The organism is Paenibacillus sp. FSL P2-0136 (assembly GCF_037975325.1).
GTDB classification, from domain to species: Bacteria; Bacillota; Bacilli; order Paenibacillales; family Paenibacillaceae; genus Paenibacillus_AQ; species Paenibacillus_AQ silagei.
In genome coordinates, this window is the sequence record NZ_CP150244.1 from 7343404 (window position 1) to 7359586 (window position 16183).

Annotated in this window: 15 protein-coding genes; all 15 read left to right on the top strand. The window is 54.5% G+C overall.

What is annotated here, in order from left to right; translation table 11 throughout:
- Positions 1–143 precede the first annotated feature (143 nt).
- The 15 genes from NYE26_RS31505 to ftsH all read left to right on the top strand — a co-directional run bounded on the left by NYE26_RS31505 (position 144) and on the right by ftsH (position 16109).
- Positions 144–1793: a polysaccharide biosynthesis protein gene (locus tag NYE26_RS31505; protein WP_339252680.1), complete on the top strand. Its 1650-nt coding sequence runs from the start codon at positions 144–146 to the stop codon at positions 1791–1793.
- Between the two features lie 78 nt (positions 1794–1871).
- Positions 1872–3371, top strand: coding sequence for a nucleoside triphosphate pyrophosphohydrolase (gene mazG / locus NYE26_RS31510; protein WP_339252681.1), 1500 nt, complete (start codon positions 1872–1874; stop codon positions 3369–3371).
- A gap of 286 nt (positions 3372–3657) precedes the next feature.
- Positions 3658–3930 (top strand): HU family DNA-binding protein, encoded by a 273-nt coding sequence (locus NYE26_RS31515; RefSeq protein WP_076082787.1) that lies wholly within the window; start codon positions 3658–3660, stop codon positions 3928–3930.
- Complete coding sequence (locus NYE26_RS31520; protein ID WP_036723951.1) at positions 3930–4208, top strand: RNA-binding S4 domain-containing protein; 279 nt, start codon at positions 3930–3932, stop codon at positions 4206–4208. Before NYE26_RS31515 ends, NYE26_RS31520 begins: the two co-directional genes overlap by 1 nt.
- Positions 4209–4436: 228 nt before the next feature.
- A complete protein-coding gene (gene yabP / locus NYE26_RS31525) occupies positions 4437–4721 on the top strand; it encodes a sporulation protein YabP (RefSeq protein WP_036723950.1) in 285 nt (94 codons plus the stop codon).
- A complete protein-coding gene (gene yabQ, locus NYE26_RS31530) occupies positions 4718–5281 on the top strand; it encodes a spore cortex biosynthesis protein YabQ (RefSeq protein ID WP_339252686.1) in 564 nt (187 codons plus the stop codon). The genes yabP and yabQ overlap by 4 nt, the downstream gene beginning before the upstream one ends.
- 30 nt (positions 5282–5311) lie before the next feature.
- Positions 5312–5647 carry a septum formation initiator family protein gene (locus tag NYE26_RS31535; RefSeq protein WP_339252688.1) on the top strand — a complete coding sequence of 112 codons (336 nt, stop codon included), beginning with the start codon at positions 5312–5314 and terminating at the stop codon, positions 5645–5647.
- 125 nt (positions 5648–5772) lie between these two features.
- Entirely contained in the window at positions 5773–6273 is a 501-nt protein-coding gene (locus NYE26_RS31540; RefSeq protein WP_036696437.1) for a S1 domain-containing RNA-binding protein, read from the top strand.
- A gap of 45 nt (positions 6274–6318) precedes the next feature.
- Positions 6319–6603, top strand: coding sequence for a hypothetical protein (locus NYE26_RS31545; RefSeq protein ID WP_339252690.1), 285 nt, complete (start codon positions 6319–6321; stop codon positions 6601–6603).
- A gap of 343 nt (positions 6604–6946) precedes the next feature.
- Positions 6947–9454 (top strand): stage II sporulation protein E, encoded by a 2508-nt coding sequence (spoIIE, locus tag NYE26_RS31550; protein WP_076082799.1) that lies wholly within the window; start codon positions 6947–6949, stop codon positions 9452–9454.
- Positions 9455–10169: 715 nt separating this feature from the next.
- Entirely contained in the window at positions 10170–10916 is a 747-nt protein-coding gene (locus NYE26_RS31555; RefSeq protein WP_339252693.1) for a hypothetical protein, read from the top strand.
- On the top strand, positions 10900–11844 hold the full coding sequence (locus tag NYE26_RS31560) for a serine/threonine protein kinase (RefSeq protein WP_209879246.1): 945 nt from the start codon (positions 10900–10902) through the stop codon (positions 11842–11844). Before NYE26_RS31555 ends, NYE26_RS31560 begins: the two co-directional genes overlap by 17 nt.
- A gap of 79 nt (positions 11845–11923) precedes the next feature.
- Positions 11924–13366, top strand: a complete 1443-nt coding sequence (gene tilS / locus NYE26_RS31565) for a tRNA lysidine(34) synthetase TilS (protein ID WP_209879215.1) — start codon at positions 11924–11926, stop codon at positions 13364–13366.
- A gap of 46 nt (positions 13367–13412) precedes the next feature.
- The gene (gene hpt, locus NYE26_RS31570) at positions 13413–13952 is read left to right on the top strand and encodes a hypoxanthine phosphoribosyltransferase (protein WP_036696450.1); all 540 of its coding nucleotides are present in this window, start codon (positions 13413–13415) and stop codon (positions 13950–13952) included.
- 111 nt (positions 13953–14063) lie between these two features.
- Entirely contained in the window at positions 14064–16109 is a 2046-nt protein-coding gene (gene ftsH / locus NYE26_RS31575; RefSeq protein WP_339252695.1) for an ATP-dependent zinc metalloprotease FtsH, read from the top strand.
- Positions 16110–16183: the final 74 nt, after the last annotated feature.

The window sequence follows — 16183 nt, forward strand, 5'->3', positions numbered from 1 at the left end:
TGCTGTGAAATCGGCCCGCTCGGGAATAGAAGCACGGCCATTTACACTTCTACCCTTAGATAAGTTATAATATAGAAATTCATTTGCTTAGGTTAAAGCAAGCTCTATATTATGGCAGTTATGGCTGTAGAAGCAGGTAAACGATGACATCCAATTCGCAAGGCTCGAAGCTGCTGCAGGGCGCTTTTATTCTTAGCGCGGCAGCTATTTTCTCGAAACTGATCGGTACGCTCCAGAAGATACCGCTGCAGAATCTGGGCGGTGACGCCGCGTTCGGTATCTACAATACGGTCTATCCGCTGTATACCATTCTGGTTACGGTGGCGATGCTCGGGCTGCCTGCCGCCATCTCGCGGTTCGTGGCCGAGGCTTCGGCGGCACAGGACGCGCAGAAGGGGCGGCGGGTCCTGCTGCTATCCGCCGGAATTACAGCGGCCAGCGGCCTTCTGCTCGGCATTCTGGTCTACGCCGGGGCTCCGCTCATCGCGGTATGGGTCGGCAGCTCCCATATTGTCCCGGCTCTGCGCAGCAGCGCCTGGGGGCTGGCGGTGGTGCCGCTGATGGCGGCGCTGCGCGGCTACTTCCAGGGACTGCATAATATGATGCCGACTGCCGTGTCGCAGGTGGTCGAGCAGTCGGTACGCGTGGCGGTCATGATCGCGCTTCTGCTGTATCTGACGGGCGCTGGCGCAGATGCGGCAGGAATCGCTGCCGGTGCGATGCTGGGGCCCGCTGGAGGCGGGATCGCCGGTCTGGGCGTAATGCTGCTGTATTGGCGCAGCCACCGCCGGGGCTTGCCCGACAGGCTGCCTCAAGCTCCGATTAAGAACAGAACGGCATCGGCCGTGCGAAGTGCTAAGCAGGGCGTTCCTGCCCGCGAGCTGCTGGCCTATGGCCTCCCGGTGATGCTTGGCGCACTTGCGGTTCCGTTAATCGGACTGGTCGATGTCTTCACAGTTCCCCGCTTGCTTACGGGGAGCAGCAGCGAGACAGCAGCGATGGCCCAGTTCGGCATCTATAACCGCGGGCTGCCGCTCGTGCAGATCGTAACGATGCTGGCGACCTCGCTCTCGGTCGTCTTCATCCCGGCACTGGCCGAAGCGAAGTACCAGCGGGATGAGGCCTTGATCCGCACGCGCATCACGCTGTCGCTGCGCTGGTTCTGGCTCCTCGGGCTGGCCGCCTCCGTAGGCCTGGCCGTGCTTGCAGAGCCGGTGAACACGGCTCTGTACGGGGACGCCGCCGGCAGCGGCGCGATGACCTGGCTGGCCTTCACCGCCGCGGGCGGCACGGTCAGCATCATCTCCGCCGCGCTGCTGCAGGGCCTGGGCGCCGTGCGCGCGCCGGCGCTGACCCTGCTGGCCGCCGCTGCGCTTAAGGCGGCCCTCAACCTGCTGCTCGTCCCGCAGCAGGGCATTACCGGTGCGGCCATCGCTGGCGTGGCCGCACATCTCTTCGCAGCAGCGCTGAACGTGCTGCTGCTCTACCGGCAGGGACATCTGCGGCTGCGCGCCGCAGATGTTCTGCTGAAGCCCACGGCGCTGCTCGCGGGCCTGGGGCTGGCCGCCGCGGCCGTGAGCCACGGCACAGCCTGGGCGGCAGACGCCGCCGGCTTCGGCGGCGGGCGGACCGCGGCCCTGGCGCAGAGCCTGCTCGGCGTGCTCGCAGGCTGCGCCGTCTTCGCACTCGGCGCAGTGGCGCTGCGGCTGCTCAGCGAGAGCGAGCTGCGCCAGCTTCCGGGCTTCGGCCCCCGCTTAGCGGACAAGCTGAAGAAGCTGCGCCTGTTCCCATAAGGCGCAGCTCAATAGATACATAGCGCAGCCGCCTTTCGCGAATAGCAGCAGGCGGCTGCCTGGAAGGAGTAGACTGGCATGAGCGCAACATTAACGATCGTCGGCCTGGGCTCCGGGAACCCGGACCGGCTGACACTGGGCATTATCAAGAAGCTGAAGGCGGCCTCGGCCGTATATGTGCGGACCGCAGAGCATCCTGTCATGGCTGCACTGGCGGAGATGGAGATAGCCTGGGAGTCCTTCGACGGGCTGTATGAGTCGCTGTCGTCCTTCCCTGAGGTCTATGAAGCCATTACGGCAACGCTGATCGAGAAGGCTGCGGCCGCTCCGCAGGGCACGGAGATCGTCTATGCCGTGCCGGGGCATCCCATGGTGGCCGAATCCGCCGTCTCCCTGCTGCGCGGGCGCTGCCCGGAGGCGGGTATTGAGCTAAATATCCTCGGCGGCGAGAGCTTCCTGGATGAAGCGTTTGTCCGACTGGGCTTTGATCCGATTGAAGGCTTCCAGCTGCTGGATGCCTCCGGTATCCGCAGCTCCCAGCTTCACCCGGAGCTGCACACCCTGATCGGGCAGGTCTATGACAGCTTCACCGCGTCTGAGACCAAGCTTTGCCTGATGGAGCTGTACCCGCCCGAGTATGAGGTGATTGCCGCACATGCGCTTGGCGTGGAGGGCGAGGAGCAGATTCTCCGGGTGCCGCTGTACGAGCTGGACCGGCTGGACGGCTATGGTAACCTGTCGCTGGTATATGTACCGGCGAGCCGTGCGGATGAAGCGCGTAACCGTACCTTTGCCCGGCTGCATGAGATTGTCGATATTCTGCGGAGCCCCGAGGGCTGTCCCTGGGACCGTGAGCAGACGCATGAATCCTTGCGCAAAAATCTGATCGAAGAGACCTATGAGGTGCTGGAGACGATTGATGAGGATGATCCGGACCATATGAGGGAAGAGCTGGGCGACCTGCTGCTCCAGATTATGCTGCACTCCCAGATGGAAGAGGAGCTGGGGACCTTCAGTGTCTACGATGTCATTGAGGGGCTGAATGAGAAGCTGCTGTTCCGCCACCCGCATGTCTTCGGCGATCAGGCGGCGGGCAATGCCGAGGAGGCTCTGCAGAACTGGGAAGGGATGAAGGCCGAGGAGAAGCGGCGCAAAGGCGTGAAGCCCGAAGCCCTGTCCGCACTCAGCGGGGTTCCGAGGGATCTGCCGGCTCTGATGAAGGCGTATAAGCTGCAGAAGAAGGCGTCCCGCGTCGGCTTTGACTGGGATAACACCAGTGATGTGCTGGCCAAGATCCGCGAGGAGGTTGACGAGCTTCAGGAGGCGATTGAGACGGGACAGTCCGCCGGGGAGCAGATGCTGGAGCTGGGCGACCTGCTGTTCGCAGCCACCAATGTGGCCCGCTTCATCGGAGCCGATCCGGAAGAAGCGCTGACCCGCACCAACCGCAAGTTCGTAGCCCGCTTCGAGTATATTGAGCAGCGTCTGCGGGATCGGGGGGTCCGGCTGGAGGACAGCCCGCTGGAAGAGATGGAAGCCCTATGGCAGGAAGCCAAGGCAGAAGAGCGGAAGCAATAGATTTTAGAATTATAGTCTTCGGCGGTATATCCCGCGCGTTTCACGGCAATGCTGTGACTATTGGCGCGAATCTCTGATTTAAAATGTATTGAGAGGTTTATAATGTTATAGTGCTATAACCCCCATATCCTACGCAAGATGTTACTTTTTCAAAAAAAACGGCGGATCGTGGCAGGAATTGAGGGCGGAATCCAGAATATCATAAAGACGAAATGACGATTTGCCGTGATTTTCCGGTAAACCTGATTTTCATTTATTTTTTGTATCCTAGGAGGAACTTCAAATTATGAACAAGACAGATCTGGTAAACAACATTTCCGAGAAAAGCGGACTATCCAAAAAAGACGTAGAAACCGTACTTAACGGAATGCTGGGCGAAATTACAGAAGCTCTCGCAAGCGGAGATAAAGTACAGCTGATCGGCTTCGGTACTTTTGAAACGCGCAAACGTTCCGGCCGCACCGGCCGTAACCCGCAATCGGGCACACCTATCGAAATTCCTGAATCCACAGTGCCGGCCTTCAAGGCAGGCAACAAGCTCAAAGAAGCCGTTAACTAATGCGTCTGGACAAGTTCCTGAAGGTCTCCCGTCTGATCAAGCGCCGCACCGTGGCCAAGGATGTGTCCGAACAGGGCCGGGTGTTGATCAATGGACGGGAGTCCAAACCGAGCAGCACGGTGAAGATCGGTGACGAGATTACCGTGCAGTTCGGCCAAAAGCTTGTGACGGTCAAAGTGGAAAAGCTGGTGGAAACCACCCGCAAGGACGAGGCCGCCGGAATGTATACCCTGCTCCGTGAAGAGCCGGTTGCCAAAAGCACGGGACTCGACTGGTAGCAAATTATTGCAGCATAAGGTTAAGAGGTATTCCTGAAGCCGGGAGACGGCGGAGCGGAATGCCTCTTTTTTAAAAGATAAGTATTTATATGTTTTGGGGTCCCCGCAAAGTACCTGAGTCATCATCTAAGCTAAAGCCCCACTTTGTGGGGTTATTTTGTTGTTTTCACCTGTTCTATACCCTGTCCTTCCTTCATAGATTAGAACCAAGAAGGAGGGGTACATGCTATGATCGAGCCAGCCAAAGTCAACAAACAGCATGATCTGCACATGCGCAGCCGCAAGCAGATTGAGCTTACCGGTGTGCAGAATGTGGAGAGCTTTGACAGTGAAGAGTTTCTGCTGAGTACAGAACTTGGTGAGCTGACCATTCGGGGGACTCATTTACATATCAAGAATTTAAGTCTGGAGAATGGAATGCTGTCCCTTGAAGGCAATGTTCATTCCCTGATTTATCTGGACCCCGGGGCGCAAGGCAAAAATAAAGGGATTCTCCGCAAGCTGTTTAAATGAATCCCTCCGTTCAATGGATCACCCTGCTCTATATGATTTTGTCCGGCATTGCCATGGGACTGGCCTATGACAGCTACCGGGTGCTGTCGCAGAAGCTGAGATTTCCCAATTGGCTGAATGCGCTGCTGGATTTGCTGTATTGGATAGGGGCGGCCCTGCTGGTCTTTCGCATGCTTTATGCCGGAAACCAGGGACAATTGAGGTTTTATGTCGTTCTTGGCCTCTTTCTAGGTGTATGGATCTATTTTTTGATCTTCAGTATTACGGTGCAGCGTTTTGTGGTAAGGTTAATTCAGTCAGTTCAGTATGTATGCAGGATGCTATGGCGGTTCATTACCATAGTCATCGGAGGTCCGATTCTCTGGCTGTGGCGCCTGGTTAAGGGAACAGTACTGCTGCTCGGCCGGGTCCTTCTTTATATTTTTAAGCTGCTGCTGCGTCTAACCAAGCCAATCTGGGTACTTCCTGTAAGGTGGGTCTCTCCGTATGCATCCCGGTTCGTTCATAGCGACCGGATCGTGAGGATCACCGAGTGGATATCAGGGTGGCGGAAGCGCTGACCTTGAACCCTGGAACTGGAGGTAAGCTGAATGAACAGATTCTCTGTGGAAGAGAAGAATACGAACCAGAGTGCTTCGGCCGCAGGCGCGAAGAGAAGAAAGTTTATATGGATTCTTGTGATGGCTGTTTTCTTCGGCTGGGCCGGATTCACTTTCTTTGCCCAGAGCGCAGTAATCGCCGACAAGAGCGAACAGCTCGCCCGTAAGAAAGAGAACAGTGATAGTGTAACAGCCACGATGAATCAATTGAAATATGAGGTCTCGCGGCTGAATGACGATGAGTATATCGGACAATTAGCGCGTAAATGGTACAATATGTATCCTGCAGGGGAATCCCCTATCCGTACCGAGCAATCCGGGCAATAAAAGCAGGCGAAAAGAGGCTTACGCTGTGTTGCCTTGCTTTGCTCTTTACTGTATAATCAAATCACCGCAGACAGGATGGACATTATATTCGTCTGTATATTTTTAAGGGAGGATCATTTTATTCTATGGCAATTGAAGTGGGCACCAAGTTAGAGGGCAAGGTGACAGGCATCACGCATTTCGGAGCATTTGTGGATCTGTCAGGAGGTGTCACAGGTCTCGTTCACATCTCGGAGATCGCCGATAACTACGTCAAGGATGTTAACGATCATTTGAAGATTGCGGATGTAGTAACCGTTAAGGTGATCAATGTTGACAAGGACGGCAAGATCGGACTTTCCATTAAGCAAGCCGTTGATAAGCCGGCATCGGAAGTACGTCCCCCCAGAGCTCCAAGACCTGAACGTCCAAGCGGTGGAGACCGTTTCGGCGGTGGTGGCGGCAGTGGCGGAGGCGGCGGTGGATTCAATCGTGAACGGGGTGGGCGTCCATTCAAGCCTGCAGCCGGTAAACCTTCATTCGAGGATAAAATGTCACGCTTCCTGAAAGACAGCGAAGAACGGATATCTTCGATCAAGAAGAACACAGAAGGAAAGCGCGGCGGCCGTGGAGCCAAGCGCGTATAATCTGAGTCTTGCACATCATAAATAACCGCAGGGGTGTTGCGCCCTTTGCGGTTTTTTTGTATTTGTGCCCGCGGGCCGAATGTAGGCCAAAAACCGAACACTATCGGCAGCTCGGAGGCGCTTGAATCAAATGTAATCGGAAAACCGATTACAATCGGCAACGTGGAGGCGTACGGACCAAATGTAACCGGAAAACCGACTACAATCGGCAGCATGGAGGCGCGTGAACCAAATGTAATCGGAAAACCGATTACAATCGGCAACGTGGAGGTGTACGGACCAAATGTAATCGGAAAACCGATTACAATTTGCTCGCAACGCAGAGTATGAGCAGCCCAAGCCCACCCCAGCTCTATACCGCGTGCCCAAGCTTCCGGCTATTTTTGTCGGGCTTTGAACAAATTGCCGACAGCATCTATGCCATTCTCACATAACTCTAGGGCAATCGCTGACGAATGTCCGCGCGGCCACTACCTGCAACCGGCAGTCTGACTGCGGCAGTCCGCAGCCGATCTTTTACCCCGTATGGGATTGGGAGGCTTTTCCACAGAATGTCGGGACAGGCTTTTTTGTCGGAAATTTTTTACAGATTGCTCTCCGTTTCTGACAAACTTTCTTAAGACCCCCGCTATATAATGAGAACCATAAAATTCATAAACGGGTGGTGCAGGGAATGAGTAAAAGCAATGTGGTGAATTTGCCGGAGTGGACAAGAGCAGGAAGCAAAGACAAAAATCAGAAAGAAGCCTTAGGTACGCGCTTGAAGGCGTGGGGCACCAAGCTGCCGGTTATCCAGTTCATCGCGGTCAAGAAGTGGGTGCTGCTGCTTAGCCTTATGGGCTTTTTGCTGGGACGGGCTATGATCCTGGATGAGCTTACCCCGTTTGCTGCTGCTTATTTCGCCGTCATTGTATTTATGCGCAGGGATTCCATGCTGCCTGTGGCCGCAGCCATCGTGCTCGGCAGTCTCTTCACCCCATTTCCGGGTGCCATCGTGGTTGCGGCAGAGCTGATTATTTTTTATCTGATCTACAAAGGGCTGGAGAACTTCCAGCGGGTGGATCTGTCTTATGCCCCTCTGATGGTGTTCGTAGCTTCGTTTATGGTGGGACTGTTCCAGGTCGTTATCGGTCCTTCGCTCACGTGGTATCCGCTGATGATGGCGGCCATTGATGCCATACTCGGGTTCGTGCTGACGCTTGTATTCCTGCAGGCGCTTCCTTTATTCACCTATAAGCAGAAAAGCAGGGCACTCCGCAATGAGGAGGTACTCTGTCTGATCATCTTGCTGGCTTCCGTCATGACCGGTCTTGTCGGCTGGACCATTAACGGTCTATCGCTGGAGCATGTTTTATCGCGGTTTCTGATTCTGATCTTTGCCCTGGCCGGAGGAGCGCCGCTTGGTGCTGCGGTTGGTGTAGTGACCGGACTAATTCTCAGTCTGGCCGATATCGGAGCCATCTATCAAATGAGCCTGCTGGCCTTTTCCGGGATGCTGGCAGGCATGATGCAGTCCGGACGCAAAGGGGCGGTCTCCATCGGGATGCTGCTGGGATCAACGATTCTATCCGTATACTTCATGGGACCGGGCGATGTCATGAATTCTACCTGGGAGACCTGTGCAGCTGTAGTATTGTTTCTTCTAACACCTAAGGGGATGATTACTGCCATTGCCAAATATGTACCAGGCACAGCCGATCACAGCCGTTCCCAGCATGAATATGCCCGGAGGGTCCGGGATATTACAGCAGACCGGGTGACCCAGTTCTCACAGGTATTCCAGCAGCTCTCCAGCAGCTTCGGGCAGATTCCTCGGGCCGCAGAGGCGGGCAAAAGCGACCGTGAGATGGAGGACTTTATGAATACGGTAACAGAGGGAGCCTGCGCCGGATGCATCCGGCGGACCCACTGCTGGGATGCCAAGTTCTATCAGACCTACAGGTATATGACGGACATGATGACCACGGTCGAGGAGTGCCCGGACATTACCGCTGCCCAGCTGCCGCCGGAGTGGAGCCGGATCTGCGGCAGGACGGGGGAGGTTCTTGAGGTGATGAAGGGCCAATATGAGCTATACCAGCATGATATGCGCTGGAAGCGGCAAATATACGACAGCCGCCAATTTGTGGCTGAGCAATTATCCGGCGTCTCGCAGGTAATGGAGGATCTGGCGAAGGAGATTAAGCGGGAAGGGCAGGCGATGTACCGGCAGGAGAGCCAGATCCGGGAGGCGCTGGAGAAGCTGGGCCTCTCCATTCACAGCATTGAGATTCTGAGTCTCGATCCCGGCCGGGTAGAGATTGAAGTCGTGCATGCCTACACCCGGGGCTTCGATGAATGCCGCAAAATGATCGCCCCGCTGCTCTCGGATATTCTGGAGGAGAATATCGCAGTGGTCAGTGAGACCGCCGTCCATCCCCGCGAGGGCCTGTCGATGGTGACCTTTGGCTCGGCCAAGGCTTACGAGATTAGCTCCGGCGTAGCTGCCGCCGCCATGGGAGGCGATATGTTGTCGGGGGACAGCTTTAGTACGGTGGAGCTGGGTAACGGTACCTTTGCCGTCTCCATCAGTGACGGAATGGGCAACGGGGAGCGGGCCCGGATGGAGAGCAGCGCTGCGTTATCTATGCTGGAGAAGCTGCTGCAATCGGGAATGGATGAGAAGCTGGCGGTGAAATCCGTTAACTCCATTCTGCTGCTGCGCTCCCCGGATGAATTCTATGCGACAGTAGATATGGCGCTGATCGACCAGTATTCGGCGCAGACCATCTTCATGAAGATTGCTTCCGCTCCAAGCTTCATCCGGCGGGGCAGCGAGGTGATCCCTGTAACGGCCAGCAATCTGCCGATCGGCATCATCAAAGATATCGAAGTGGATCTGGTCACCATGCAGCTTCGCCCCGGTGATATTCTCATTATGATGACCGATGGTATTTACGATGCGCCCGGATATGCCGTTAATAAGGAGATATGGATGAAACGTCTGATTCAGGAGCTGGAGGGCGATGACCCGCAGGATATGGCGGACGAGCTGCTGGATAAGGTAATCCGCTATCAGGGCAATGAGGTCCATGATGATATGACCATCGTAGTCAGCCGTGTGGATCATTACCACCCGGAATGGTCCAGCCTGCATATGCCCGGCGTAGGCCGGATGGAGCGCCCGCGTACGGTTAGCTAACGCAGTTGCGATACGATTGGTGGGTATCACTTGAGTTTAAGTTTGATTAAGCTGAAAATGTTGTACGAAATGCAACCTGGTGTTGAAGATACCTGGGTGTTGGAGTGGATTGCTGCATGAATTGCAAGATTTTTTACACTAATCTGCTTTAGGGAGGAGGATTCCTGCCTTTTGGTCAACAATTTCGGTATTTGAGTGGATTGATGGAAGGAATGTTGCATTTAAGGCAGGATTATTAGATTCGGAGCTGGAGCTAGGGGATGAAGCATGAGGATGGGCAAAAGTATGAGTAAAAGTATGAGTAAAAGTAACATTCAAGGGCCGAAAGCAAAGTGAGCGCTGAAAGGCCGGGTTTTGTCTTTAAATTATTCGGCGAGTGCATTCCAGTCACTCGCCAGCCCCTGCTCCTCTCCTTTTCAACCGCTGCTGGTTAGCGGACGAAAGTTGAGGTTGAAGGTTTATCGTAAAATAAACGGAACGGAGAGAATTTTGGAGCCGTAGAAGCGAAGCGTTCGCCTTTGTCTTCCGATTTCAACCGCGAGCTGCGGTACAATAAATCAAGAAATCGGAAGACAACAGCGATCGAAGGCCCAAAATTCTCGCAGAGACTCTTTTTTACGAGCTCATTCAGATCTAATCTTTCAGCGTTAGGCGGCGTTTGAAATCTCTCAACCTTGGCAATGCTAGTAACTAGACAAGGAAGGGAGGAACGGTCATGAAGCAAATTCTGCTGATTACGGACGGTTGTTCGAATGTGGGGGAGAGTCCGGTGCTGGCGGCAGCACACGCCCGTCAGGAGGGCATCACGGTCAATGTTGTAGGGGTCGTGGATTATGGAACCATCGGTGAGCTGGGCAGCCGGGAGATTGCCGATATTGCCAAAGCAGGAGGCGGGATCAGCCGGATCGTGGGAACCCCGCAGCTGGCCCAGACCATTCAGATGATGACACGCAAGACGGTGGTTCAGACCATTCAGCAGGCAGTTAATAAAGAGGTGCAAAAAATTCTCGGCGACGGCTCGCTGGCGGAGCTGCCTCCGCAGCAGCGTTCGCAGGTGGTTACCGTGGTCGATGAGCTGACCGAGACCTCGCCACTGCGCATTGCGCTTTTAATTGACGCAAGCGCGAGCATGAAGCCGAAGCTTGGCGCGGTGGAGGATGCTATCCGTGATCTGGCGCTCAGTTTGGAGGCCCGGGAAGGGCGCAGCGAGATTGCCGTGTTCCATTTTCCCGGACGCTCCGGCAGTGAGGATGCCATGCTGGATATCGACTGGACCCGGAATGTGTCCGAGGTCCGCTCTCTTTTTTCCAGACTGAAGATGCGGGGGGCTACGCCGACCGGACCGGCTATTTTCAAGGTGCTGGAACATTACCATTATGATAAACTGGAAGAACATCGTAATTATCTTCCAGGGGAAGATGACGGGGCAAGAGAAGGGATGATTGATGGGTATGTCGTCTAATCCATCCTATCCGGCAGGCACAGTGATTACCGGCAAATGGCGGGGAAACCGTTATGTCGTGGAGCGTGTGCTGGGGAAGGGGGCAAACGGAACCGTATATCTGGTGCAGCGGGAAGGCAGACGGGAGCGGTATGCGCTCAAGATCGGATACGATACGCTGGAGCTGCAGTCTGAGATTAACGTGCTGACCTCCCTGCAGTCCTGCCGTAAGCGCAGCGAGCACCGGGCCCGCAAGGAATCGCCGCTATCCTCCTATCTGCTGGAATCGGATGATTTCAAGGACCGGGACCATACCCCCTTTTATGTGATGCGTTATGTGGAAGGCAGGCCGCTGCACCATTTCCTGTCCAGGAACGGTGCCTCTTGGCTGGGGCTTGTCGGAATGACGATTCTGGAGAAGCTGCAGACGCTGCATGAGTGCGGTTTCGTGTTCGGGGACCTGAAGCCGGAGAATGTCATGGTGTCCAGCTACGGGGAAGCCGAGCTGATTGATTACGGAGGGGCAAGCCCAATCGGACGGAGCGTGAAGCAGTTCACCGAATGGCATGACCGCGGATTCTGGAATGCCGGCAGCCGGACAGGCGACCAGAGCTATGACCTGTTTGCTTTTGCCGTCCTGTGCCTGCGTCTGCTTAATGAACAAGGGCTGAAGTCTGCCGCCCAGCAGCTGCCGCAGACAAGGAGCGTAGAGGAGCTGATGAAGCTGGCCCGGGAGCTGCCGGATAAGAAGCTGTCCTCCTGGCTATGCCTCGCGCTCAAAGGCGGTTTTCCCGGTTCCGCGCAGGCAGCAGAGATCTGGAGAAGCCACATCTACAGAGGACGGAAGACCGGACACGAGACGATGGCGACCCCGCGCTGGCTCAAAAATGCGTTCGCGCTGTCTTTATTTCTGCTGGCATTCACGCTATACTGGGTTTTCCGTTTCTAAAATCTGAAATCGTACATAATCCACAAGATGCTGACCGCCGGAGCAGGCCGTGTAAGGGATGGCAGGAAAGGAAGCCCCTATGGAGCACAGGAAGGAACTGGTGGAATCCGTAATGGAGGCTGCGGCTGAATATGAGCTGTGGGCGCCTCATGACACCATTGTAGTCGCAGTTTCCGGAGGGCCGGACTCTGTGGCTCTTTTGCGTATTCTGCATGAGATCTCCCTGACCCGGATGCCGCTGACGCTGATCTGCGCCCATGTCAATCACGGGTTCAGAGCCGAGTCGGTTGAGGAAGCAGAGCTGGTCCGGGACCTCGCGGCCGAGCTGGGCATTCCCTTCGAGCTGGGCGAATTCAATATTCCGTCCATCATTAAGGAGAGCGGGCTTGGCCCGGAAGGGGCTGCACGGGAGAAGCGTTACCAGTTCCTGATTGCTACCGCACACCGTTATCAGGCGCGCTCGGTGGCGCTGGCCCATCATGCAGACGATCAGGCCGAGACGGTGCTTATGCGGCTGCTGCGGGGGAGCGGGCCTTCGGGCCTTGCCGGCATGCGCTGGAAACGGACCGAAAAAAAGGTGGAACTCATCCGCCCCTTCCTGCGTATTAACAAAACGGCTCTTGTCGGCTTTTGCCGGGAGGAGGGCCTGGCTTATGCGGAGGATGCGACCAACCTCCTGACGCAGTACAAGCGGAATGCAGTCAGGCTGGAGCTGCTCCCTATGCTGGAGCAGCATAATCCGAGAGTGAGACAATCGCTTCTGCAGCTGGCTGAAATTGCCTCGGCGGAAGATGAATATATGGAGGCGAATGCGGCAAAATGCTTTGATGAGCTGGTTTTCACCGAGCATGGAAAATACACCTTGAAAAGAGCTGCCTTTGCGGCCATACCCTCCGCTTTACAACGGCGTTTGATTAAACTAATATTAAATTATCTGTCGGCGGATTCATCTTTCATGGATTTTTCCAAGATTGAAGCAGTACGCCGGGGAACGCTGCAGGAATACCCTACCGTCTGGACGCTGGATATGGGTGGCGGTTATGTCTGCGTGCGGCAATATGATACCATTGTGTTCTCGTCCAAGCCCTTGACCCGGCAGGTAAGCTATACATACCGGCTGTCTTTGACTCATCCCCGGATTAAGCTGATGGAGATAGGAAAGGTTATGACGATGAGGGGGCTTGAGGGGGAAGTTTTTTCTGCACAGGAGGAGGATTACGGGAAGAACTCGGCTTGGTTTGACGGGGACGATCTTGTCCTGCCGCTCACCATTCGTTCCCGGTTGCCTGGAGATACCATAAGGGTTATGGGATTAAACGGAAGCAAAAAGGTAAAAGATATTTACATTGATGATAAAATACCTTCTTCCGAACGGCCTGCAATTCCCCTCGTATGTGATGCACTCGGCAATATCGTCTGGATTCCGGGCGTAAGGCGCTCGGTGCATGCCGCAGTTGGGCGGCACACGGCCTCAGTTCTGCTCCTGACCCTGGAAGACATGGAACAGGGCGAAGAATCGTAATGGCCGAAGTAAGTCTTTCATAAGTATATCTTAGGAGGTTCGCAAGTTGCAGAATGATATTCAGGAAATCTTGATCAGCGAAGAAGAAATTCAACAAAGAATCAGGGAGCTTGGCGCCCAGCTGAGCAAGGAATATGCAGACCGCACACCTTTAGTGATTTGTGTACTCAAAGGTGCGTTTATTTTTATGGCGGATCTGGTTAAAGTGATTACAGTACCCGTTGAAATGGACTTCATGGCGGTATCCAGCTATGGCGGTACAACCAAATCATCCGGCGTAGTCAAAATCATCAAGGATTTGGACACATCGGTTGAAGGCCGTGATGTTCTGATTGTCGAGGATATTATCGACAGTGGCCTTACACTCAGCTATCTGATTGACATGCTGCAGGGGCGCAATGCCGCTTCTGTCAATGTAGTCACTCTGTTCGACAAGCCCTCGGGCCGTGCTGTGAATCTTGAAGCCCAGTATACCGGCTTTGTGATTCCTGATGCATTCCTCGTAGGCTATGGACTGGACTATGCCGAGCTGTACCGGAACCTCCCTTACGTCGGTGTACTGAAGCCTGAGATTTATACCAAATGAACTACCCGACAGCCTTAGATCTACGGATCACTTTTCTGGATTTCCTGACAATTTGAGGAGTCCGGTCAGGCTATGGTACAATAACTTGAGCGTTGCGAGAGGAGGTAGGGGATGAATCGGTTCATCCGGAATTCTGGTTTTTATTTGATTTTATTTTTAGTCGTGGTGGGCATAGTCCAGTTTGTGAGCAATGGAAATGAATCCGCCGATCTCCCTAGATATGACGAGTTGCGGCAGGAGATCTCGAACAATAATGTGAAGAGCATGACGGTTCAGTTTGAGGGGAATGCGTTTCTGGTTACTGGCGAATATAAAGAGCTGCCACCCGAAGCTAAATCGAAGAATTTCTCCACTTATGTTCCTCCTACAGACCGGGCCCTTGATGAACTTGTGGCTGCAAGCGATAAGAACGGCATAGAATTGAGTCAGAAGAAAATGGAAGGTGACAGCATCTGGCTGACATTCCTTTCTTCCATGATCCCACTGGTCATCATGTTCATCCTGTTCTTCTTCCTGTTCAATAATGCACAGGGCGGCGGCGGCAAGGTGATGAACTTCGGCAAGAGCAAGGCACGGTTATATAATGAAGAGAAGAAGAAGATCAGCTTCGAGGATGTTGCAGGGGCTGACGAAGAGAAGCAAGAGCTGGTTGAGGTTGTTGAATTCCTTAAGGACCCCCGCAAATTCGCAGCGGTGGGTGCCCGGATTCCGAAAGGGGTACTCCTTGTAGGTCCTCCGGGAACAGGTAAAACCTTGCTGGCCCGTGCAGTTGCAGGGGAAGCAGGCGTTCCGTTCTTCAGCATCTCCGGTTCCGACTTCGTGGAAATGTTCGTCGGTGTCGGCGCATCCCGCGTACGTGACTTGTTCGAGAACGCGAAGAAGAACGCTCCTTGTATTATCTTTATCGATGAGATCGATGCTGTGGGACGTCAGCGCGGCGCAGGACTTGGCGGCGGACATGACGAACGGGAACAGACCCTTAACCAATTGCTCGTTGAAATGGACGGCTTTGGCGGCAACGAAGGCATTATTATTGTCGCGGCTACCAACCGCGCAGATATTCTTGACCCGGCGCTGCTCCGTCCGGGCCGTTTCGACCGTCAAATTACGGTTGACCGCCCAGATGTGAAGGGCCGTGAAGCTGTACTGAAGGTTCACTCCCGCAACAAACCGCTGACCAAGGATGTAAGACTTGACGTTATCGCCAAGCGTACTACCGGCTTCACCGGTGCCGATCTGGAGAACCTGCTGAACGAAGCGGCATTGCTTGCTGCACGCCGTAACCGCAAGGACATTACGATGCGTGAAGTGGATGAAGCGATTGACCGTGTCATCGTCGGTACCGAGAAGCGCAGCCGCGTCATCAGTGACCGCGAGAAACGGATTGTCGCATATCACGAAGCAGGCCATACCATTGCCGGCTACTTCCTTGAGCATGCTGATGTGGTTCACAAGGTTACCATTATCCCGCGCGGCCGTGCCGGCGGATATGTTATTATGCTTCCTAAGGAAGACCGGATGATCGTAACCAAGCAAGAGCTTCTGGATAAGGTTACCGGATTGCTTGGTGGACGCGTTGCTGAAGAAATGTTCATTGGCGAAATCGGCACAGGCGCTTACAGTGACTTCCAGCAGGCTACGCGCATTGTGCGTGCGATGATTATGGAATACGGAATGAGCGATAAGCTTGGGCCCTTGCAGTTCGGTGCAACCCAAGGCCAAGTCTTCCTGGGCCGGGATATCGGACATGAACAGAATTACAGCGACTCCATTGCTTATGAGATTGATCAGGAAATGCAGAACCTTATCCGCAGCAGCTATGAGCGCTGCAGAGAGCTGCTGACCAAGCATTCCAAAGAAATGCACCTGATTGCCAACACCCTGCTTGAGAAGGAAACGCTGGAGCTTGATCAGATCACAGAATTGATTGAGCAAGGCTACCTGAGCGAGGATGGCAAGCCAGAAGAAGGCGACGCCATTACCAATGAAGCGGGCGAGCCGATCATTGATTCCATCGGTGATGTGCGCGTCCGGATTCAAGGCAAAACTGGCGAGGAATCCCCATTAGACCTGTCCAAGGATATTCCGAACAAGCCAGACCCTGAAGAGGGCAACGGACCGGATGACGGGAATAAGGGCGGCGGAAGCCTGGTCTAAGCTGTATCGCAGCAAATTATGTAATCTAGCCCGGAGAACCACTGGTTCTCCGGGCTTTTCTTTTAAAATATAAG